15 protein-coding genes and 1 tRNA gene are annotated in these 20,327 nt (G+C 39.6%); 9 read left to right on the forward strand and 7 right to left on the reverse strand.

All coding sequences use genetic code 11. The features are described from left to right. Positions 1–68: 68 nt before the first annotated feature. Positions 69–1,289, forward strand: a complete 1,221-nt coding sequence (locus J0A69_RS10540; protein ID WP_206586516.1) for a sensor histidine kinase — start codon at positions 69–71, stop codon at positions 1,287–1,289. Here J0A69_RS10540 and J0A69_RS10545 read toward each other — a convergent pair. Beyond that, positions 1,279–2,424 (reverse strand): 1-acyl-sn-glycerol-3-phosphate acyltransferase, encoded by a 1,146-nt coding sequence (locus J0A69_RS10545; protein WP_206586517.1) that lies wholly within the window; start codon positions 2,422–2,424, stop codon positions 1,279–1,281. The two genes, J0A69_RS10540 and J0A69_RS10545, sit on opposite strands and share 11 nt — an antisense overlap. A gap of 87 nt (positions 2,425–2,511) precedes the next feature. After that, complete coding sequence (locus J0A69_RS10550) at positions 2,512–3,363, reverse strand: alpha/beta hydrolase (protein WP_206586518.1); 852 nt, start codon at positions 3,361–3,363, stop codon at positions 2,512–2,514. 130 nt (positions 3,364–3,493) lie between these two features. Between J0A69_RS10550 and J0A69_RS10555 the strand changes: the two genes are divergently transcribed. The 5 genes from J0A69_RS10555 to J0A69_RS10575 all read left to right on the forward strand — a co-directional run bounded on the left by J0A69_RS10555 (position 3,494) and on the right by J0A69_RS10575 (position 10,950). Further along, positions 3,494–4,573 carry an AI-2E family transporter gene (locus tag J0A69_RS10555; protein WP_206586519.1) on the forward strand — a complete coding sequence of 360 codons (1,080 nt, stop codon included), beginning with the start codon at positions 3,494–3,496 and terminating at the stop codon, positions 4,571–4,573. 79 nt (positions 4,574–4,652) lie between these two features. Beyond that, entirely contained in the window at positions 4,653–5,228 is a 576-nt protein-coding gene (locus J0A69_RS10560; protein WP_206586520.1) for a TetR/AcrR family transcriptional regulator, read from the forward strand. Between the two features lie 51 nt (positions 5,229–5,279). After that, complete coding sequence (locus J0A69_RS10565) at positions 5,280–6,605, forward strand: TolC family protein (protein WP_206586521.1); 1,326 nt, start codon at positions 5,280–5,282, stop codon at positions 6,603–6,605. Positions 6,606–6,630: 25 nt separating this feature from the next. After that, a complete protein-coding gene (locus J0A69_RS10570) occupies positions 6,631–7,746 on the forward strand; it encodes an efflux RND transporter periplasmic adaptor subunit (RefSeq protein WP_206586522.1) in 1,116 nt (371 codons plus the stop codon). Between the two features lie 30 nt (positions 7,747–7,776). Next, positions 7,777–10,950: an efflux RND transporter permease subunit gene (locus J0A69_RS10575; RefSeq protein WP_206586523.1), complete on the forward strand. Its 3,174-nt coding sequence runs from the start codon at positions 7,777–7,779 to the stop codon at positions 10,948–10,950. A 313-nt stretch (positions 10,951–11,263) separates the two neighbouring features. Here J0A69_RS10575 and J0A69_RS10580 read toward each other — a convergent pair whose 3' ends face one another. The 4 genes from J0A69_RS10580 to J0A69_RS10595 all read right to left on the reverse strand — a co-directional run bounded on the left by J0A69_RS10580 (position 11,264) and on the right by J0A69_RS10595 (position 14,685). Then, complete coding sequence (locus J0A69_RS10580; RefSeq protein WP_206586524.1) at positions 11,264–12,685, reverse strand: alanine/glycine:cation symporter family protein; 1,422 nt, start codon at positions 12,683–12,685, stop codon at positions 11,264–11,266. Positions 12,686–12,814: 129 nt separating this feature from the next. Next, complete coding sequence (locus J0A69_RS10585) at positions 12,815–13,177, reverse strand: VOC family protein (RefSeq protein WP_206586525.1); 363 nt, start codon at positions 13,175–13,177, stop codon at positions 12,815–12,817. A gap of 55 nt (positions 13,178–13,232) precedes the next feature. Beyond that, a complete protein-coding gene (locus tag J0A69_RS10590; RefSeq protein WP_206586526.1) occupies positions 13,233–14,405 on the reverse strand; it encodes a PQQ-dependent sugar dehydrogenase in 1,173 nt (390 codons plus the stop codon). 206 nt (positions 14,406–14,611) lie between these two features. After that, a tRNA-Pro gene (locus J0A69_RS10595) sits at positions 14,612–14,685 on the reverse strand. A gap of 312 nt (positions 14,686–14,997) precedes the next feature. Here J0A69_RS10595 and J0A69_RS10600 point away from each other — a divergent pair. Next, on the forward strand, positions 14,998–16,971 hold the full coding sequence (locus J0A69_RS10600; protein ID WP_206586527.1) for a M1 family metallopeptidase: 1,974 nt from the start codon (positions 14,998–15,000) through the stop codon (positions 16,969–16,971). A gap of 88 nt (positions 16,972–17,059) precedes the next feature. Here the strand turns inward: J0A69_RS10600 and J0A69_RS10605 are convergent, their stop codons facing one another. Then, positions 17,060–18,082 carry a LacI family DNA-binding transcriptional regulator gene (locus J0A69_RS10605; RefSeq protein ID WP_206586528.1) on the reverse strand — a complete coding sequence of 341 codons (1,023 nt, stop codon included), beginning with the start codon at positions 18,080–18,082 and terminating at the stop codon, positions 17,060–17,062. Positions 18,083–18,269: 187 nt separating this feature from the next. Between J0A69_RS10605 and J0A69_RS10610 the strand changes: the two genes are divergently transcribed. Continuing rightward, positions 18,270–19,301: an aldo/keto reductase gene (locus J0A69_RS10610; protein ID WP_206586529.1), complete on the forward strand. Its 1,032-nt coding sequence runs from the start codon at positions 18,270–18,272 to the stop codon at positions 19,299–19,301. Positions 19,302–19,311: 10 nt separating this feature from the next. Beyond that, complete coding sequence (locus J0A69_RS10615; protein ID WP_206586530.1) at positions 19,312–20,322, forward strand: zinc-binding alcohol dehydrogenase family protein; 1,011 nt, start codon at positions 19,312–19,314, stop codon at positions 20,320–20,322. Positions 20,323–20,327 lie beyond the last annotated feature (5 nt).

The raw sequence follows: 20,327 nt of genomic DNA on the forward strand, positions 1-20,327 counted from the left end.
ATTTGAAATTGGAATTGAAGGAAAATTATTTTATTTCGGTTTCTATTGTTGGGAATTAATAATAAATAATGAGTGAAAAGTATACTTCTGATAGTGAACTAGAAAGATTATTGTCTTTAAGTAATTTAGATTTGGATTATTATGATGGTAAACATGGCGTAAATTGGCTAGCCGAAATGGCTGCCATTGTTGCAGGAACCAAAGTATCGCTAGTAAACCTTATCGATTCCTATACACAATGGAGTATTGCTAAAGTTGGATTAGATATTACCCAAATGCCTCGTGAAGACTCTGTTTGCCAGTATACTATGGAAAAGGAAGAGGGTGAAGAATTTGAGGTAAACGACCTAAGTCAAGATGATCGGTTCAAAGAGAAATTTTATGTCAAAGATGATCCCAATTTGACTTATTATTTTGGAGTCCCCCTAACCACTTCTGAAGGATATAATCTTGGTGCTCTGTGTGTGATGGATGTTGAAGCCAAGCAAATAGCTTCTGAAAAAAGAGAGCTTTTGAAATTAATAGCCAGACAGATAGTAGATCGATTAAAGATTAACAGCAAACTGGCCGAGCTCAAATCCCAAATGGCTGAGATCCTTCAAAATCAAAAGAAAATGGCGCATGATGTGCGAGGACCGATTAGTGGGATTGTTGGATTAGCGGAAATTATCAAAATGCAGGGAGAGGAAAATCCAATGGATGAGGTTCTGGAATACATGGATCTAATCCAGAAAAGTGGAAACTCAATTTTGGATTTGGCGGATGAGATACTCAGTCAGAATTTTGATTCTCGGCTTCAGATGATGCGAGAGCCAAAAGAAAATGAATTAAATTTGCTGATTTTCAAGAGTAAAATCATGGACCTTTTTGCTCCCCAGGCTATGGTCAAAAAATTGAATTTTACTGTAGAACTAGGAGAGGAAAATCACTTTTATCCCTTTCGTAAATCAAAATTGATGCAGATAGTTGGGAACCTGATTTCTAACTCCATCAAATTCACTCCGGCTTACGGTTCAGTTGCGGTTTTATTAGCGATGGAATGTACCGATAAGATTCAGAATTTGACTATTAAAGTGGCTGATACCGGTACAGGTATCCCTCAGTCCAAAATAGATCAGATTCTCTCGAGCACTGCAACGAGTGAAAAGGGAACTTCAGGAGAGAAAGGATTTGGCTTTGGTTTGAATGTAGTTGTGAAACTTGTCAGTGAAATAGGAGGGGAATTGACGATCAAATCTGAAGAAGGAAATGGGACGACTTTTACGATCAATGTTCCTTTCAACCAGTAGTTTGCGACTCCAGACTTTTCTTTTGATTGTTGACAGGATTGGCATACATGGCTAGGAAGTTCTTGACCATCAGCGCATTCTTAGTATCTACCTTTTCAATCAGGCGTTTTTCAAAATCACTTTTCTCTGCCGCTGTGTAGCAACCACTGTATTCCTCATTTCCGTAAAGCAAGTCATGAGCAATGTAATTACTAGGCCAAAGTTTGTAGCCTTTCCAGATTCTTTGATCAATAATAGAAGCTAAGTGAGACAGCTTTTCTGCTTGATTGATATCCATCTTGGCAATTTCTGAAATCTCCTCATCTAGAATTCCGTTTACCTGAATGTGAATCCTTTTCTTGGTACCCATAATACCTCTTAACAGATTCAAAAAGTCCTCATTTTCACTTTTGATATACTTTTCATCCCGGGATTTAGCCAATAATTCAGGCATCTTCAAGATATCTGTTGGATCGTATTCGTAAGAAATAGAAATAGGTACTAGTTTGATTTTCTCGAAATAACCAAAGGGATTTGGTCCTTCTTCGCAAAGCGTAAGCATTTTTAAAACCCCTCGATGGGTGGCATCATTTCCATCCTTTGTTCTTCCTTCTTTTTGAGCTGTCCAAACAGATCTATTTTCATGAAGGAGTGACTTTTTGATGTATTCTGAGGTAATCAATGAACTTTCCAAAAGAGCCCGGCCTTGCACGCCTCTTTTGATGGCAAAATTTCTATTCAGCCTCGAAAGCGTATGCAAAAATGGTTTTTTGATCAAATTGTCTCCGATCGCAGAGGTGGTTAAAACCAATCCGTTCTCGTACAAACTGGCATTCAGAAGCGAAGTGTCCAGCACTATATCTCTGTGGTTGGAAATAAAGAGATAAGCAGTATTCGGTTCCAAAACATCAAATCCACTTATGCTCAATCCATCCGAACTTTTTTCAATAACCTTTTTCACCCCTGGATAAATGAAATTAATCTGAAAATCACGCAAAGAATGCGTGTGTAGCATCAGATCTTTCCAGTGTTCTTTGGTATCGGAAGGAAAAGTAAAATTCATCATTGCCTCCAGCATCGGATCATCCACTATTTCTCGAATAGCGGCATTTGCTTCTGCGTCGTAGAAAGGCCTGATAGAATCAAAATTTTGCATAGTGGGGTGAAGGGTTATGCTGCAAAAAGCAAAATTTAGGTCAATTTTTGAAGTCTGCCGTGTAAATGATTCAAATGAATTTTCTATTTACTGCCTTTTCAGGTGTTTAGAAAAGTACAAAAGATGGTAGGGAAGTGCCTCTGTCCAGTAATTCCAAGTATGTGCTCCTGGTCTTTCTGTATAGTCATGGGGCGTTCCATTTTCCAAAAGCATTGTATGTAATTGACGATTTGTATTAATGAGAAAATCATCCACTCCAATGTCTATAATCAAAGCAATTCCATTTGCTTTCATTTTGTCTACCAAACCGACAGCAGTGTAGGTAGAAAAGGGTGCGTCATATTGTAAATCTTGCCCTAGCATAGCTCTCTGTTGGGTTTGTCTCAAAGTCTGAAAATCTTCTGGGACTTTCCACATGCGGGTATCTATATTCATAACTCCACTCATACTTCCTGCTGCGATAAAGAGTTCAGGATGCTTTGCTGCCAAAGTCATCGCTCCATGTCCACCCATAGAAAGCCCTGTGATTGCCCGGGATTCTTTTTGGGCTAGCGTTCTGTATTTTTTATCTACCTCAGGGATCAATTCTGAAATGATGTAAGTTTCATATCTGACAGAATCCATCAAAGGAGAGTCAAAGTAATAACTGGCTGGACCCACTCCTGGAGTGACGATGATTAAATCATAATCTTCAGCCATTTTATTCACGATTCCAGGCTCAGTTACTTTTTTATGCCAATCGTCAAATGCACCGCTTCCACCATGAAGCAGGTAAAGAACTGGATATTTTTTTGTTGAACTCCCATAATCCGAAGGTGTAGTAACCGCGGCTTTTAGGGATTTTTTCATTGCTGGACTGTAAACTTCAATGGTGTCCACTTTGGCTTGAGCCCAAACTAACGAAGGGAATAGCAAGAAGTATAAAAGGAATCTTTTCATCAGTGTACCGGGGATTTTGGGTTAGATTAAGCCTACAAAATAGGCAATTATCATAGAAAATTGGATAAGAGGCATGACAGAAGTCATATTTTTATAGAAGAATAAACCTGTAAATTGTATCTAAAATTCAATGAGAAATCCTCTATTACAAAATATAGCCAATATTTTGTTGATCCTTGTTTTAGGTACTTTTGTACTCAAAGAAGGTGCTTTTATTTTCGTTCCCTTGGTATGGGGAGCTTTTTTTGCCTTTGCATTAAATCCACTTTCCAATTGGATTGAGGAGAAAAGAATCCCGAGAGGCTTAGCGATAGCATTCAGTATATTACTTGTGAGTGTATTGGTAGTGGGATTGCTTTATTTGATTTTTAATCAGGTGATTGGTTTGATTGGAGATATTCCTGAAATCGAGCAGGCATTTCAGCAAAAAATCGATGTGTACGGTGTTGAAATTCAGCAGTTGACAGGAATAGAAATTCCGGATTTTGAAAGCATGAAAAATGGCGACTTAATTTCATTTGGAAGTTTGAATGAGACGCTTTTTGCTACTGGAAAATCCATTACTCTTGCTGGAATCATTCCTCTTTACATTTTTCTGTTGATGTATTACAAGGATTTTTTTGTTGAGTTTTTGAAAAAGCTATCTGCTGAATCCAATGAACTTGTTTTGTCCTGGGCAAATGAGTCTGGAAAGGTCATTCAACATTATTTGGCTGGAATGCTGAAAGTGACATTTATTGTTGCCTGTATGGCAGGATTGTTTTTCTATTTGATCGGTGTAAAATACTTTTTGCTCTTTGCAGTTTTCATCGCTCTCATGAATTTGATTCCCTATGTAGGAGTCTTTATCAGTTCGTTTTTTGCGATTCTTTATGTGTTTTTGACTACAGATTCTTTCGCATATCCATTTTTGACATTCTTGGTTCTTTGGGGAATCCAGCTTGTAGAAAACAACATCATCACACCTTTAGTAGTTGGTTCCCAGGTTCAGGTCAATGCCTTGGCAGTTGTTTTGGCGATTTTGATAGGAGGGTGGCTTTGGGGAATTTCAGGAATGATTTTATTTATTCCTTTAGTGGGGGTTTTGAAAATCAGTCTTAGCAAAAGCAAGGATTTGACGGCCTATGCTTTTCTTCTAGGTGATGAAATTCCTGTAACTGAAAAGCGGGAAAACTTCTGGAAACTCTTAAAAAGGAAGCTCTCCAAATAACCTTCAAAAAAATAATTTTAATTTTTTTTAACAAGCAGGAACTATTCCAACTGCTTTGTGATTGAACGTTCATTCAGTCATGGAAAATTTGCTCGATAAAAAAACCTGTATCCTCGAAAGTGCTCTCGGATTAATCCATGAGCAGGGGTTTCATGGATGCCCAATTAGTCAAGTTGCCAAGAATGCTGGTGTTGCAGCTGGTACGATTTACACTTACTTCGAAAGTAAGGATGAAATGATCTTGGTCATCTATGATTATGCATTAAATAAAATCAAAAAGTATGTATCCGAATTGGATGATTCCTCTTTGGATTTTAAAAGCAGGTTTTTTCATTACTGGCAGAATCTTTCTGAATTTTATGTTCAAAACCCTACCATTCATGGTTTTTACGATCAGTTTTTGAATTCACCTTACTACACTGAGGCGAATCAAAATCAGGTCAACGCTTGGCATGAATGGAGCTGCGCATTCTTTCAGCAAGGGATTGAACAAGAGGCCCTTAAAAATATAAACCCAACGATCCTATCAATAATGGTGAACTCAAACATCAACTCAGTGGTACGGATCAAAAATAACTTCAAAACGAAACTCGCCAGGAAAAATGTCGACCTGGAAGAAATCTCCCAATTGCTTTGGGAAGGGATCAAAAAGTAATAAACCCAAATCCTTTTTTTAGGAAGTTTAATTAATTCAATATTCAATTCTATGTTCAAAAAGCATGTTCTGCTTCTTGGATTGGGCATTTTGCTCTTTTCAACTGCTGGGTATGGTCAGGAAGATAATCCAGTTCCAACTGGTGAACTCAGTCTCGACCAAATTTTAGATTATTCATTGCTAAATAGCCCTTTAATCAGACAATCTCAAATCGATGAAGCAATTGGTGATCAGGAAATCAAGTCTAGTTTAGCTGGCTGGTTTCCTCAAATTTCCGCTTCTGCCGGAGGAGCTTACAATATTAAGTTGCAAACTCAGGTCATTGGAGATCAATTGATCACTTTTGGCCAACCATGGAATTCCAATGTTTTGTTTCAGGTCAATCAGACACTCTTCAACCGTGATCAGCTCTTCGCCTCAAAAACTTCCAAATATTACAGGGAGCAACTAGAAAAGGTAACTGAGAATAGCAAGATCAACACCATAGTGGAGGTCAGCAAAGCCTATTATGATATTCTTTTGGCCAATGAACAATTGAACATACTGGAGGAGAATATTTCCAGATTGGAAAAGCAGTATAAAGATGCCAAAAACCGATACGATGCAGGTTTGGTTGATAAAACAGATTACCAAAGATCCAGCATTGCGCTATCTAATGTAAAAAGCGACAGAAATCGCGTCCAGACTTCTTTCGATGCCAAATATGCTTATCTGAAACAATTGATGGGTTATCCGCATGATTCGGACTTCACCCTGCAATTCGATCGAGAAAGTATGGTGGCTGAAATGTTTATGGATGCTTCCGAACCGCTGATTTTGGACAATCGAGTGGAATATCAGCTGATGAAAACTCAGCAAACCCTGAATGAAATCCAAACCAGCTACGAAAAGTGGAATTACCTTCCTGAGCTTTCTGCCAATTATCGTTACAACTGGCTTTATTTCAATCAGGATTTCTCCAATCTCTACAATCAAGCTTATCCAACCTCTTCAGTTGGTTTGACTTTGTCGCTTCCGATTTTTCAAGGTGGCAAGCGTGTGAATCGTGTACGCATTGCAAACCTTCAAGTTGATCGAGGAGAAATCGATCTTCAGAATCTCAGCAGCCAGATTAAGACTGAATATGAAGTTGCTTTAGCCAATTATCAAAGTAGCATTTACGAATGGGAAGCTATTCGCGATAATATGGAAATGGCTGAAAATGTCTACGATATCATCAAACTCCAATACGATGAAGGTGTCAAGGCTTATGTGGATCTCGTGGTTGCCGAAACGGACCTAAGAACAGCTCAGATCAACCATCTGAATGCAATCTTTCAGGTTTTGGAAAGTAAACTAGACCTCAAAAAAGCACTTGGACTCATCGAATTCAACTAATTCTGCATCTCAAAAATCAACAATAATGAAATCAAATTTTAGCATAGCTGCATTTTCAGCACTGATTTTTACGGTTTTTTCCTGTGGTACAAAACAGCAAGCCGGACCACCTCCAGCACCGATTGTACCTGTGACCACTTATCAGGTTGTGAAGAAAACAGTCAAAGGAATTGACCAGTATCCTGCTACGCTGGTTCCAATTAATGAGGTGGAATTAAGACCTCAGATCTCTGGCTATATCACAAATATTTATGTGCAAGATGGTCAGGAAGTGAAGAAGGGACAGAGACTTTATGAAATTGACAGAAGTAAATATGCAGCTGCTCAGCAACAAGCAAGAGCGAGTGTGAGTAGCGCAGAGGCAAATCTTGCCAAACTGACCAAGGACTTGGAAAGGTATAAAAGGCTAGATGAGCAGGATGCAATCGCTAAGCAGCAATTGGATTATGCAGAAACTGCTGTGTTGGATGCAAAATCTCAATTGGATTTTGCAAAAGCGCAATTGCAGTCTGCCACAACAGATTACCAATATTCAGTTTTGACAGCTCCATTTGACGGAACTGTAGGTATTTCACAAGTGAGAGTTGGGGCTCAAGTATCTCCTGGCCAGCCTTTGCTAAACACCCTTTCTTCCAATGATCCTATGTCTTTGAATTTTGTGATCAACGAAAGAGAAATTCCTCGTTTCAACAGATTGCTTAATGCGGAGAACAATCCTGATTCCTTGTTCACCATCAAATTCAGTGATGGTTCAATCTATCCTTTTCCTGGTCAATTTATCACTATTGATAGAGCAGTAGGTCGTCAATCAGGAACTATCAACTTGCGAGTAAGATTCCCGAATCCAAATCGTGAGTTGATAGCTGGAATGACGGTAAATATTCAGGTTTTGAATCAGGATATCGGAGAGCAGTTGGCGATTCCATACAAAGCAGTCTTGGAGCAAATGGGTGAATATTTTGTTTTTGTGGTTCAAGACGGCAATAAAGTTCATCAGCAAAAAGTGACTCTGGGAAGCCAAGTAGGGGATGAGATTGTCATTCGTGAAGGCCTGGAAGAGGGAAATGTAATTGTGGTCAGTGGAATCCAGAAACTGCGTGAAGGATCTGAAATCACCACGGAGATTCCCGGTCAACAGTAATAATTTTTAAACAGACTTGATTCAAGACTCATGATATCAGATGTATTTATAAAACGACCGGTAACAGCCATGGTGATTTCTATCGTCATCGTGCTGGTGGGAACCCTGGCGATTCTCAATTTACCGGTTTCACAATATCCAGACATCACACCACCCGTAGTTTCCGTTGCGGCAAACTACATCGGAGCGGATGCCACAACTGTCGAGCAGACAGTAGCAACGCCAATAGAAACGCAGATTAACGGTACCCCGGGAATGGCTTATTTGTCTTCTTCCAATACGAGTACCGGGCAGATGCAAGCCAACGTAACTTTCGAAGTAGGGGCAGATATTGACATCGCTACTTTGGATGTGCAGAATAGAGTAAGTATTGCAGAGCCTCAGCTACCTGAAGCGGTTAGACGTTTGGGAGTAGTTGTTAGAAAGCGAAACCCATCAATTATGATGGTAGTCAGCATGACCTCTCCAAATGGAACCCATGATGCAAAGTTCCTTTCCAATTATGCCAATATCTACATCAAAGATGCTTTGCTTCGAGTAAATGGAGTGGGGGATATTACACCTTTGGGACAGGATTTCAGTATGCGCGTTTGGTTGCAGCCTGATAAAATGGCACAATACAATATTTCTGTCAAAGAAGTGTCTGCAGCAATCCAAGAACAAAACCTGCAGGTAGCTGCTGGTACGGTTGGAGGGATGCCACAATACAATGATCAGGCTTTTGAATATGCTATTACAGTCAATGGTAGATTGGAAGATTCTGAGCAGTTTGAAGACATTATTTTGAGGACTAATCCTGCGGATGGCTCTTTGGTCTACTTGAAGGATGTGGCAAGAATCGAATTGGGTCAATTTGACTATGGAAGATCTTCTATTTTGGATGGAAAGGAATCTGCAATCCTCTTGGTTTACCAAGCTCCGGGAAGTAATGCATTGGAAACGGCTGAGGGCGTATATGCTGCTTTGGATGAGTTGAAAGCCACATTTCCGAATGACTTAGAATATACAATTTCCTTCGAATCCGTATCTGTTGTGGATGTGTCTATCAAAGAAGTGCTACACACCTTTATGGAGGCATTGATACTGGTGGTAATTGTAGTATTTCTGTTTTTGCAAAGCTGGAGAGCTACCTTGGTTCCAGTTTTGGCGATTCCGGTTTCCATCATCGGTACGTTTATTTTCTTTCCGCTTTTAGGTTTCACGATCAACACGCTGACTCTATTTGGTTTCGTGCTGGCCATCGGAATTGTGGTGGATGATGCGATTGTGGTGGTCGAAGCTGTCCAACATTACATTGACAGTAAAAAGATTTCCGCTAAAGAGGCTACTCGATTGGCGATGAAAGATATTACCGCTCCGGTTATCGCAATCGCATTGATTTTGAGTGCAGTATTTATTCCGGTTGGATTTATTCCAGGGATTGTAGGAAGAATGTACCAGCAGTTTGCGATTACAATCGCGATTTCTGTGTTGATTTCAGCTTTCGTTGCTTTGAGTTTGACTCCAGCACTTTGTACGCTTTTGCTGAAACCATCAGAGGTCAATGCAGAAGGAAAAGGTCTGAACAAGTTCTTCTATAAGTTTAATATTTGGTTTGAAAAGACGACCAAATCCTATTCAAATGGTGTGAAGAATTCCATCAAAAGAGCTCCACTCGTATTGATTATTTTGATCTGTATTTTCGCTGGGACTTTTGGATTGTTCCAAACCAAACCTACCGGATTCTTGCCTACAGAGGATGAAGGGCGATTGTATATTACACTTGAACTGCCTGAAAGTGCATCAAGCACCCGAACCAAAGAGGTGATGATGCAAATGAACGACATGATGCAAAGTGTGGATGGAATCAATCACGTGACTGGGATTGCTGGTCTAAACGTGATCAACTTCTCTTTCAAAAGTAACTCTGCAACCATGTTTGTGCAGATGGATCCTTGGGATGAAAGAAAAGAGCCATCCAAGCAGCTTTATGGAATTATCGCTCAGCTAAATGAAAAGTTTGCTGGAATTACTGATGGAAATATCGTTGTCGTGCCACCACCAGCGATCCCTGGTTTGGGTAGAACAGGAGGTTTTAGTTTTATGCTAGAGCAAAGAGCCGGCGGTAGAGATATCAAAGAGATGGAACAGGTGATGGGACAATTTTTGGCAGCTGCCAATCAGCGTCCAGAAATTGCGATGGCCTATAGCTTCTTTAATGCCAAAACTCCAGGATACCATATAACTGTGGATCGGGAGAAAGCCAAAAAACTTGGCGTACCGATGACTGAGATTTTCTCTACCATGTCTAACTACATGGGAAGTAGCTATGTGAATGATTTCACCAAATATGGAAGAAACTTCAGGGTAGTAGCCCAAGCTGATACGAGTTACAGATCAGGAATCGAAGATCTGATGCAATATTATGTGATTAATTCAAAAGGCGAATCAGTTCCTCTTTCTGCTTTAGTGAGTTACGAGGTGGTTGAAAATGCATCAGTAATCTCTCACTACAATCTCTTCAGATCTGCAGAAATAAATGGGAATGCTGCTCCTGGCTATAGTAGTGGACAAGCTCTGGCAGCTTTGCAGGAAGTGGCAGCTCAGGTCTTACCGGCTGGATATGGCTATGATTTCTCTGCTTTGAGTAGGGAGGAATTATCATCTGGAAACAGCACGATTTTGATTTTCTCCTTAGCAATCGTATTGGTTTCGCTCTTGCTTGCTGCCTTGTACGAAAGCTGGTCTGTACCATTTTCTGTTTTGCTGGCTTTGCCTTTGGGGGCTTTTGGAGCAATTGTGGCATTGCATTTTCTACCAAAGTTGGATAACAACGTTTACGCCCAGATTGGTTTGATTACGTTGATTGGTCTAGCAGCGAAAAATGCGATTCTGATTGTTGAGTTTGCCAAAGAACGTGTGGATAGAGGAATGCCTATCTTGGAGGCTACATTGGAGGCTGTCAAATTGAGATTAAGACCAATTGTAATGACATCATTGGCATTTATTCTTGGAGTAGTTCCATTGGCGCTATCAAATGGTGCAGGAGCTGTGGCAAGGCAAACAATTGGTTGGACTGTAATCGGAGGGATGCTCGCAGCGACATTCCTTGCTATTTTCTTTGTCCCGGTATTGTATGTGACTATTACCAAGATTGCCTATGGCAAGAAAACCTTGGCAGAATTGGAAGCGAATTATGATCCAAGCAAGTACGAGGATCATTAATTTAGAAACCCTTTAAAAATCAAAACCTCCTAAGATGAAACTTCATATTAGGAGGTTTTTTAGATTAAGTATGGCTTTCAAGAAATAGGTAGACTCATGATCCAATTACAGATTTTTCGCCAGAAAGAATAATTATGAAATGCCACAGCAGTGAAATCATAATTAAGATTCACAGCAAGAGCGATGATAAAAACTTTTTAGCTTTTAGTGACTTGCAATTCCCAGATTACCGATAGATTGGGATGTAAATTTGTAATTCCAATCTCATAAATCTAATGCATTTGTGATACTCTGCGAACTCTGCGGTTTAATTCTATTTCCAGAAATCAGCATTATCAATTCCTGCATCTTTGGCAATAAATACAGGATCTTTGCCTTCTTTTTTCTGCTTTTTGTAGTCTTTAAATGCTTTCATCGCTGGTTTTCTTAGCAAAAGAATTGCGATCACGTTGAGCCATGCCATCATTCCAACTCCAATATCTCCCATAGTCCAAGCAAGCTCGGCAGTTTTGATTGAGCCATAGAAAGTAGCTGCTAAAATCGCCACTCTAAGAACCCAAATAGCCCAAGTATTTTTAGACTTACGGATCAAATAACTCAAATTGGTTTCTGCGATGTAGTAATAAGCCATGATGGTTGTGAAAGCAAAAAACAATAAAGAAATCGCTACAAAACCTTTGCCCAAGGCAGGGAAATGAGTTCCAACTGCATATTGGGTGTATTCTGGACCGAATGATACTCCAGGTAGGTTTTCAACAATAAAACCTCCCTCAGGATTTAAAACATTGTATTGACCGGTAAAGAGGATCATCAGAGCGGTAGCCGTACAGACGAAAATTGTATCTACGTAAACGGAAAATGCCTGTACTAAACCTTGTTTTACAGGGTGAGAAACTTCAGCAGCAGCAGCTGCGTGAGGAGCAGTTCCTTGACCGGCTTCATTGGAGTAAATACCTCTTTTAACTCCCCAGGCAATCGCCATTCCAAATACTCCACTGAATGCAGCTTCTAGGTTCATCGCAGATTTGATGATCAATGCAAAAATGGAAGGCACTTCAGTAATATTCATCAGAATAATCACCACAGCCATCAATATGTAAGCTGCAGCCATAAATGGAATAACTACCTCAGCGACTTTACTAATTCTTTTGACCCCGCCAAGAATAATCAATCCCAAAAATGCAGTGACGATAATTCCAGTATACATAACCGGGATTTCAAAGGCATTTTCAACGCTTAGCGCAATACTGTTACTTTGAACACCAGGCATAAAAAGTGCTGTCGCCAAGATGGTAGCAAATGCAAAAACGATTGCATACCATTTGATTCCTAGACCTTTTTCTATGTAGTAAGCAGGTCCACCACGGTATTCTCCATTATTGACTTCTTTATAAATCTGTCCTAGTGTTGATTCCACAAAGGCAGAGGCGGCTCCCAAAAATGCGATAACCCACATCCAAAAAATAGCTCCCGGTCCTCCCATAGCGATGGCAGTTGCTACACCGGCGATATTTCCTGTTCCTACTCTTCCTGATATCGCAATTGCAAAGGCCTGAAAAGAAGAAACTCCTTCTTTAGACGATTCGCCTTTGAAAAGGAGTTGGATCATTTCTTTGAAATAGGTGACTTGTAGGAATTTCGTCACAAATGAAAAGTAAATCCCTGCGCCCAGGCACAAAAGGATTAAGGCATCACTCCAAACTACAGCATTAATTGCTTCTACAATTTCTTTCATTTTTTATTTGTAAACTTCTAAATCTGTCTAGTTTCCGATTATAAGGGTTTATTTTAAACCCGAAGAAAGCAAAATTTTAGCTATAAAATGCGAAGAATCGTTTTTAATGGACGTAAAACTTGATAGACTTTAAGATTTGATAAATTCAATCAATTCAAATCGATTGCCCCATGGGTCTCTAAAAAAACAACGGTCTCGGCCCTCAATCAAAGTTGAAAAACTGATTTCTACATTTATTGATACCAGAAAATCCTTTGCAGCTTGCAAGTCTTTCACTTGAAAAGCGGCATGCCTTACAGATTGAGTTTGATGGATAGCTTCTTCCCGGATATGGATTTCAATATCGCCGGCTTTGATCCAAATTGCCCCGTGGGGATGATTCCCTTCAATCTCTTGAAAATTGAGCTTCTCGACATAAAATTCACGAGCCAGTTCTCTGGTATTTGGAGGAATACTGATCAAAACATGATCTAAGCGTAGAATTTCAATCATGCTTTTAAATTTTTTTAATTCTATGTGAAAGGCGAAACTGAGAAATAAATCAAATTTATTGAATGCTTAATTTGTAGATTTTATCATCAAATCCACAGAGATATAATTCCTGGTTTTCATCCACACCAAAAGATGAGATTGGGAAATCAGTGTCAAACAATTCAGTGTTTACCGGACTATTTGAGTTCGTCATATCCAGACTCCAAATTCTTCCCGAAACGTAATCTGCATAGATATAAAGTCCTTTCAGTTGCTGAATTGCCGATCCTCGGTAAACATATCCACCCGTGATCGAAATATCACCTCTTGACCTGTCGTATTCCCAGACTGGAAGCTCAAGTCCTTCAGTATTGCAATTGGAGGAATTGAAGCAATGAAATCCTTCCATCGTATTCCATCCATAGTTTCCTCCTTTTTTGATAATATCGATTTCCTCGTATTTATTTTGACCCACATCTCCAACCCAAAGTTCGCCCGTCTTTGAATCAAAGCTAAGACGCCAAGGATTCCTTAATCCATAAGCATAAATTTCCTTTTGAAAACCCTCGGAAGAACCGACAAAAGGGTTGTCTGATGGAATCGAATAATTCTTGGATCCTTCACTTTTGTCCACATCGATCCTCAGAATCGTGCCTAATAAGGTATTTCTATTTTGACCATTTCCTTGAGGATCTCCACCACTTCCTCCATCACCAACTGCGATGTATAAGTAGCCATCAGGGCCAAATGCTATTTGCCCACCATTATGATTGGAGTAGGGCTGATCAAATTCCAAAAGAATCATTTCACTTGCTTGATCGGCCTGATTTGGATTGGATGCTGAAACTTTAAACCTTGAAATTACAGTCCTGTTGGGATTGTTGGCTGTATAATTCACATAGAAAAATCCATTTGATTTATAGTCCGGATGAAAAGCAAGCCCTAAAAGACCCTCTTCGTTTCCAGAATCATCCACTTTGCTTTCTATAGATAGAAACTCCGATTTAGCAGAAGCCTTTGGATCATTTTCAAAAACTGAAATAACCCCACGTTGCTCCACTACAAATAGCCTTTTTGAATTATCATTGGCATGCTGAAAATCCACCGGTCTTTCAAAACTTAAAGAAGGAAATGCTTCTACAACAGCTAAATTTCCATTGATTGGAGAAGTTGGATTTGAATTATCTTGAGCGCATGCAGTATTAAAAAGAAGGTAGGATAGAAATAGCAAGTTGAAAATATTCCTCATTTGGAGCTTTGATTTAGTGACAAGAGAGATTTTAATTTATTCTCTTAGGATTAACGTGTGATTCAAGATAAAGATATTTGACAAGACTGTCTAGAAGACGGCAGTTTCCATTTGGGGATTTTGATCAAAATGAATCGATTTTGAATTAGTTTTAAAAAGTAAGGGAACAAAAAAAAGCCAGCAAAAAAATCTGCTGGCTTTATGCGTCGGGGTGGCAGGATTCGAACCTACGACCTCCACATCCCAAATGTGGCGCGATACCGGGCTACGCTACACCCCGTGGTTTTTCAAAGATCAGTCGAAGCCTTTCTCCTGAACTGGATGCAAATGTAGTGAAATATTCCTTTTTACAATTTCAATTCGATAGGATTTCAATAAATTTTAAGAGACTTTCAATCTTGATTTTATAATTCCTTGAATTGTAATTTGTTAGATTTGGATCATACGATGATCTGGATATTAATTCTTTTCAAATTTCGAATCAGAGGTAATTTTCAATCATTTTTATCCATTAGAATTTCCGTTTATAACCATTCCACATCTTAATTTTTGAATTATTCACTAGTTTCCATTTCAAAATAATAACCCAGCTATGCGAAAAATTTTATTATGCTTTTTGATGAGTACTTCAGTTGCTTTAGCTCAGCAAAGCGAACTAAAGCCATTAAGGACTTCCATTGAGACATCAGATCGGGCTATCCGCCAGGATGTACCCATGACCAATTCCATTCGTAAGGCATTTGCAGAGGGAACAAGAAATTTCACTGGGAAGCCAGGTCCAAATTACTGGCAGATGGAAACAGATTTTACAATAAATGCTTCCTTGGATCCATCTACTCAAACTATCACTGGTTCAGAAAAAATCCTTGTTCATAATAATAGTAAAGATGATTTGAATGCGATCGTTTTGAGATTGGATCATAATATTTTTAGAGCGGACGTGCCAAGGGGTTCCTCGACACCAGCCGAACAAACAGAAGGAATGATTGTGACTCGAATTAAAGTTGGTGATCAAGAAGTGGATCTTGACGCCGCGCCAGTTCGACGAAATGATCCACCTGCTCTAAGAGCTTATAATCTCACTAAAACAGTTGCTACGATCAGTTTGGCAGAACCGATTAAAGCTGGAAGTACCGTTGAACTCGAAATTGATTGGCATACCAAATTACCTGGAGGAGAGAATGGAAGAGGCCATAGAATGACACAGAGATTTGACAGTACTTTATTTCAGCCAACGCAATGGTTTCCTAGGCTTGCCAAGTATGATGATTTAAGAGGTTGGGAAACCAGCGTGTATCTTGGACCAGCAGAATTCTTTAACAACTTTGGGAAATTTGATGTCTCTTTGATTGTTCCTGCAGGTTGGATTGTGAGCGGAACCGGCGTGCTCCAAAACCCTGAAGAAGTTTTGACTTCTCAAGCTTTAGCTAACTATGCTAAAGTTTTGGCTTCTGATGAAGAAACCACGATAGTGGGTGAAAATGACCCTAAAACCACATCTGGGGCAGAAAAGACTTGGAGATTTGTAGCAGACAAAGTGAATGATTTTGCCTGGGCTACTTCCAATAAATTTATTTGGAAAGGCACTCGTGCTAATATTCCCGGTAAAGGATATGTGCCTATTTACATGGTTTATATTCCTGAAAGATCTCAATATTTTGAAAATGCAGCAAGCCGAACCAGACATGCCTTGGAGTTTTATTCTCAGCTTTGGGCACCTTATCCATTTCCTCAGCTAACTCTACAAGATGGTCCAAGTGCAGGAATGGAATATCCGATGGTAATTAATTCCAATCAGGGAGCAGCAGATCATGAAACTGCCCATCAATGGTGGCCGATGATGCTCGGGACGAATGAAACTCGATACGGTTGGATGGATGAAGGATTTAACCAATACATGAATATCCTTTCAGGCGCTGATAGCAGAGGTCAAGATTACAATCTTGATGGTTTGGGTCAACGATATGGCCAAATCAGTGGAAGTGAAGATGAAGCTCCGATGATGTGGAGCGCCAATGATGCTGGGTCAGGCTATGGTTTCCAGACTTACTCCAAAACTCCTTTGATGCTTTCTATGCTTGGAGGTATTGTAGGCGATGAAGCTGTCATCAATGCTATGAAAAAATATACTGCAACTTGGGCTTTTAAGCATCCATCTCCTTGGGATTACATGTTTTTTATGAATCATGAATTGGGACAAAACCTGGAGTGGTTCTGGTATTATTGGCTGTTCACCACAGAATCTGTTGAGGGATCAATTCAAGATGTTAAAGTATCAGATGGAAAAACCGTTGTTACAGTTCATCAAGCCGGACAGATGCCTTCACCTATAGTGCTGAAAGTTGAATTTGAGGAAGGAAATGAAGCCATTAAAAAACTACCGAATGCTGAAATGATCGATGAAAATACTGCATTGGTAACTTGGCCGGTAACTGTTTGGTTTGATGGTAATAAGACTTATAAGGCTGTTCTTGACTTTGGGAATAGAAAAATCAAGCAAATCACGTTAGATCCTCATGGAAGATTCCCTGATAAAGTGACTGAAGACAATATCTGGCCGAGATAAATAGGAGGCGCTGGAACCAGTTATAGATTTAAAAAAAGCGAGTTGATAAATTTCAACTCGCTTTTTCTTTGGAATAAATTGAATGAGCCTAAACAGGGATTTCTTTAAAGGTTTTGGTAGATGCCCGCAATACCAATTCTGTTTTGAGACTTTTGAATTCAAGAGGAGTTTCTGGGTCTTGAATTTGATTCAGTAGTAAACCAGCTGCAATAGCCCCCATTTCAAATGGTTTTTGGTTGACACTACTTAATTGTGGAGTCACATAAGAGGAAATGGGCTCATCTGCATACCCTACAATTGATACCTGATCTGGGATTGATATACCTTCATTCTTTAAGACTTTGAAAGCTTCAAAAGCCAAATAATCACTGTATGCGAAAATTCCATCTACGGCATTCGATTTTAGGCAGGCACTTATTTTTTCAGCCAGTTCAGGGTCATTTCCTTCGAAAACCAAATCCTCATTAAATGCTATTAGGTGTTTTTTTAAGGCTTCTTTGTAGCCCATAAACCGATTAAAGGAGGTGGAAAGAACTTTTGGGCCTTTGATGTGAATGATTTGGGTACAACCGGTTTGAATAAGAAAATCTACAGCTTGAAAAGCTCCTACAAAATCATCTGAAATCACATAGGAAGTTTCGATTTCTTCACAGATCCTGTCCATCAGCACTAGCGGAGTACCGCTGTCCAGCACTTCCTGTAAGTGGTCAAATTCATCGTTTTTCTTACAAATGGTCGCTAGAATTCCGTCAACTCTTGCATCTAACAGAGTTTGAAAAGATTTGATCTCTTGCTTCTTTTTCTCATTGGAAGTGCAAATCAGTAATTGATAGCCTGCCTTTGAAGTGACGCTCTCAATTCCTGCCAAAACCCTACTATAAAAATGATGTGTGAATTCAGGGATGATTAAGCCAATGGTTTGAGTTTTATTTTCTACCAGACTTCTAGCAATAGGATTCGGTCTATAGCCCAGCTCTTTTGCCAAAGCCAAAATTTGCTGCTTCTTCTTTTCACTTACTTTTCCTCCATTGTTCAAAGCTCTTGAAACGGTGGAGGGAGTCACGTTCAAAGCTTTGGCTATGTCGGTAATACTTACTCTTTTCTTTTTCATTTCGGGCTTAAAATCCTTCTAAAATAGCAAAAAAGAGTCACTTCTATCAACAGGGGAAGTAGAGTGCCAAGTTGGACAAACGTTTGACCACACAACTCTTGAATTGATTCATGATATTGTATTGGAAATTTAATTTCAATGGGATTTATACTTAGATGCCTTTACAAGAATATTTTATAGGATTAGGATGCTATTAGGGAAAACAGGACTAGAGGTCCCATCTATGGTGATTGGTACCAGTTCGCTGGGCAATCTTTACCAAGCCAGTTCTTATTCAGAAAAACTGGAATTGGTAAAAACTGCCTTGGATTGTTTCCCTGGTCTTACGGTTTTTGACTCTGCTGGAAAGTATGGAGCAGGCTTGGCTTTGGAGTCTTTGGGGAAAGCTTTGAATGAACTAAATGTGCCCAAGGATCAAGTAATCATTAGTAATAAATTGGGCTGGAGAAGGATTCCTTTGGTAGGTTCTGAGCCTACCTTTGAAAAGGAGGTTTGGAAGGGTCTGGAATATGATGCAATTCAAGATATTAGCTATCAGGGAATTTTGGACTGCTTTGAGGAAGGAAATGAGCTTTTGGGAGGATATGAATCTCAATTGGTTTCCGTGCATGACCCGGATGAATATCTGGCTCAAGCGAAAAATGAATCTGATTTAGAAAAGCGCTTTCAAAATATATTAAATGCTTACCGGGCTTTGGCAGATTTGAAAAAAGCCGGGAAAGTGAAAGCTATTGGAGTAGGGTCAAAAAGCTGGGAAGTGATCCAGAAAATCTATGAGAAAGTTGATTTGGATTGGGTGATGATTGCCAATAGCATGACCATTTATAGCCATCCTCAGGATTTGCTTGAATTTATGGAGCAGCTTGAAAATGATGGAGTGGGAATTATCAACTCGGCAGTATTCCATTCTGGGTTTTTAGTGGGAGGAGATTATTTTGATTACCAATTAGCCAGTAAAGAATCCCCCTTATTTCAAAAACAACATCAATGGAGAACCAGCTTCTTTGAGCTCTGTGCTTCTCAGAATATTGATCCAGCACATGCTTGTATTCAGTTTGGCTTAAACCTGCCAGGAGTATCTGCTTTGGCACTCAACTCGACCTCTCCCAAAAGAATCCAAAAGAATGCAGCTTTTTGCCAAACTCCCATTGAACCGGGTTTTTGGAAGCACCTAAAGGAAAAACAATTGATAAAAAGAGATTCGAAAATCTCAATTTGATAAATAGATTATGAAAGAATTATCCTGTAAGACTCCGGGTGAATTTGAATACAAGAATGCCCAAGAACCTGTTCTTTCCGAAGGAAGGGCAATTATTCAAATCAAACGCATAGGAATCTGCGGAACAGATCTACACGCTTTTGAAGGAACCCAACCTTATTTCTCCTATCCACGGACTTTGGGTCATGAATTAGCAGGTGAAGTTTCGGAAATTGAGTCCAATAGCGATTTTCAGAAGGGAGACTTGGTGACCATTATGCCTTATTTCAGCTGTGGAACTTGCGTAGCTTGCCGTAAAGGAAAAACCAATTGCTGCCAAAAAATCAGTGTTTTTGGTGTTCATGAAGATGGAGGGATGAGAGAATTTGTTTCTGTTCCTATTTCCACCTTAATCAAAAGAGAAGGCCTTCAGTTGGACCAGCTGGCGATGGCAGAGCCTTTTGCTATTGGAGCGCATGGCGTAAGAAGGGCAGGAGTAAAGCCCGGTGATCGGGTACTGGTCATGGGTGCTGGCCCTATTGGATTAGGGGTAATGGAGTTTGCTAGAATTGCGGGAGCGGAAGTTATTGCTTTGGATATCAATGAGCAGCGACTAGATTTCTGCAAAAATATATTGAACATAACTCATACTGTTAAAGCCAGTGAGCATACGAGGAAGGAAATCGAGGAATTGACAGCCGGGGATTTCTGTGATGTGGTGATTGATGCGACAGGTAATTCTACAGCAATTCACCAGGGTTTTCAATACATGGCTCACGGAGGAATTTACGTCCTAGTCGGTTTGCAAAAAGGAGAAATAGCATTTTCCCATCCTGATTTTCATAAAAGAGAATCCACACTCTTGAGTAGCCGAAATGCGACCAAAGCTGATTTCGAGCAAGTGTTGGAAGCTTTGGCAACCGGAAAAATCAAGGTAAAAAATTACATCACCCATCGAGTAAATTTTGATGAGGTAAAATCAAATTTCCAATCTTGGCTGGATCCCAAAACGGGTGTAATCAAAGCCATGGTAGAAGTATAATATGA

Origin of the sequence: Algoriphagus pacificus, from assembly GCF_017254845.1 — a bacterium.
GTDB classification, from domain to species: domain Bacteria; phylum Bacteroidota; class Bacteroidia; order Cytophagales; family Cyclobacteriaceae; genus Algoriphagus; species Algoriphagus pacificus.

What these genes read in the sequence shown, in the direction of transcription:
- J0A69_RS10540 (WP_206586516.1), top strand. Translation starts at nt 69, where the DNA reads ATGAGTGAAAAGTATACTTCTGATAGTGAACTAGAAAGATTATTGTCT.
- J0A69_RS10545 (WP_206586517.1), bottom strand. Translation starts at nt 2,424, where the DNA reads ATGCAAAATTTTGATTCTATCAGGCCTTTCTACGACGCAGAAGCAAAT.
- J0A69_RS10550 (WP_206586518.1), bottom strand. Translation starts at nt 3,363, where the DNA reads ATGAAAAGATTCCTTTTATACTTCTTGCTATTCCCTTCGTTAGTTTGG.
- J0A69_RS10555 (WP_206586519.1), top strand. Translation starts at nt 3,494, where the DNA reads ATGAGAAATCCTCTATTACAAAATATAGCCAATATTTTGTTGATCCTT.
- J0A69_RS10560 (WP_206586520.1), top strand. Translation starts at nt 4,653, where the DNA reads ATGGAAAATTTGCTCGATAAAAAAACCTGTATCCTCGAAAGTGCTCTC.
- J0A69_RS10565 (WP_206586521.1), top strand. Translation starts at nt 5,280, where the DNA reads ATGTTCAAAAAGCATGTTCTGCTTCTTGGATTGGGCATTTTGCTCTTT.
- J0A69_RS10570 (WP_206586522.1), top strand. Translation starts at nt 6,631, where the DNA reads ATGAAATCAAATTTTAGCATAGCTGCATTTTCAGCACTGATTTTTACG.
- J0A69_RS10575 (WP_206586523.1), top strand. Translation starts at nt 7,777, where the DNA reads ATGATATCAGATGTATTTATAAAACGACCGGTAACAGCCATGGTGATT.
- J0A69_RS10580 (WP_206586524.1), bottom strand. Translation starts at nt 12,685, where the DNA reads ATGAAAGAAATTGTAGAAGCAATTAATGCTGTAGTTTGGAGTGATGCC.
- J0A69_RS10585 (WP_206586525.1), bottom strand. Translation starts at nt 13,177, where the DNA reads ATGATTGAAATTCTACGCTTAGATCATGTTTTGATCAGTATTCCTCCA.
- J0A69_RS10590 (WP_206586526.1), bottom strand. Translation starts at nt 14,405, where the DNA reads ATGAGGAATATTTTCAACTTGCTATTTCTATCCTACCTTCTTTTTAAT.
- J0A69_RS10600 (WP_206586527.1), top strand. Translation starts at nt 14,998, where the DNA reads ATGCGAAAAATTTTATTATGCTTTTTGATGAGTACTTCAGTTGCTTTA.
- J0A69_RS10605 (WP_206586528.1), bottom strand. Translation starts at nt 18,082, where the DNA reads ATGAAAAAGAAAAGAGTAAGTATTACCGACATAGCCAAAGCTTTGAAC.
- J0A69_RS10610 (WP_206586529.1), top strand. Translation starts at nt 18,270, where the DNA reads ATGCTATTAGGGAAAACAGGACTAGAGGTCCCATCTATGGTGATTGGT.
- J0A69_RS10615 (WP_206586530.1), top strand. Translation starts at nt 19,312, where the DNA reads ATGAAAGAATTATCCTGTAAGACTCCGGGTGAATTTGAATACAAGAAT.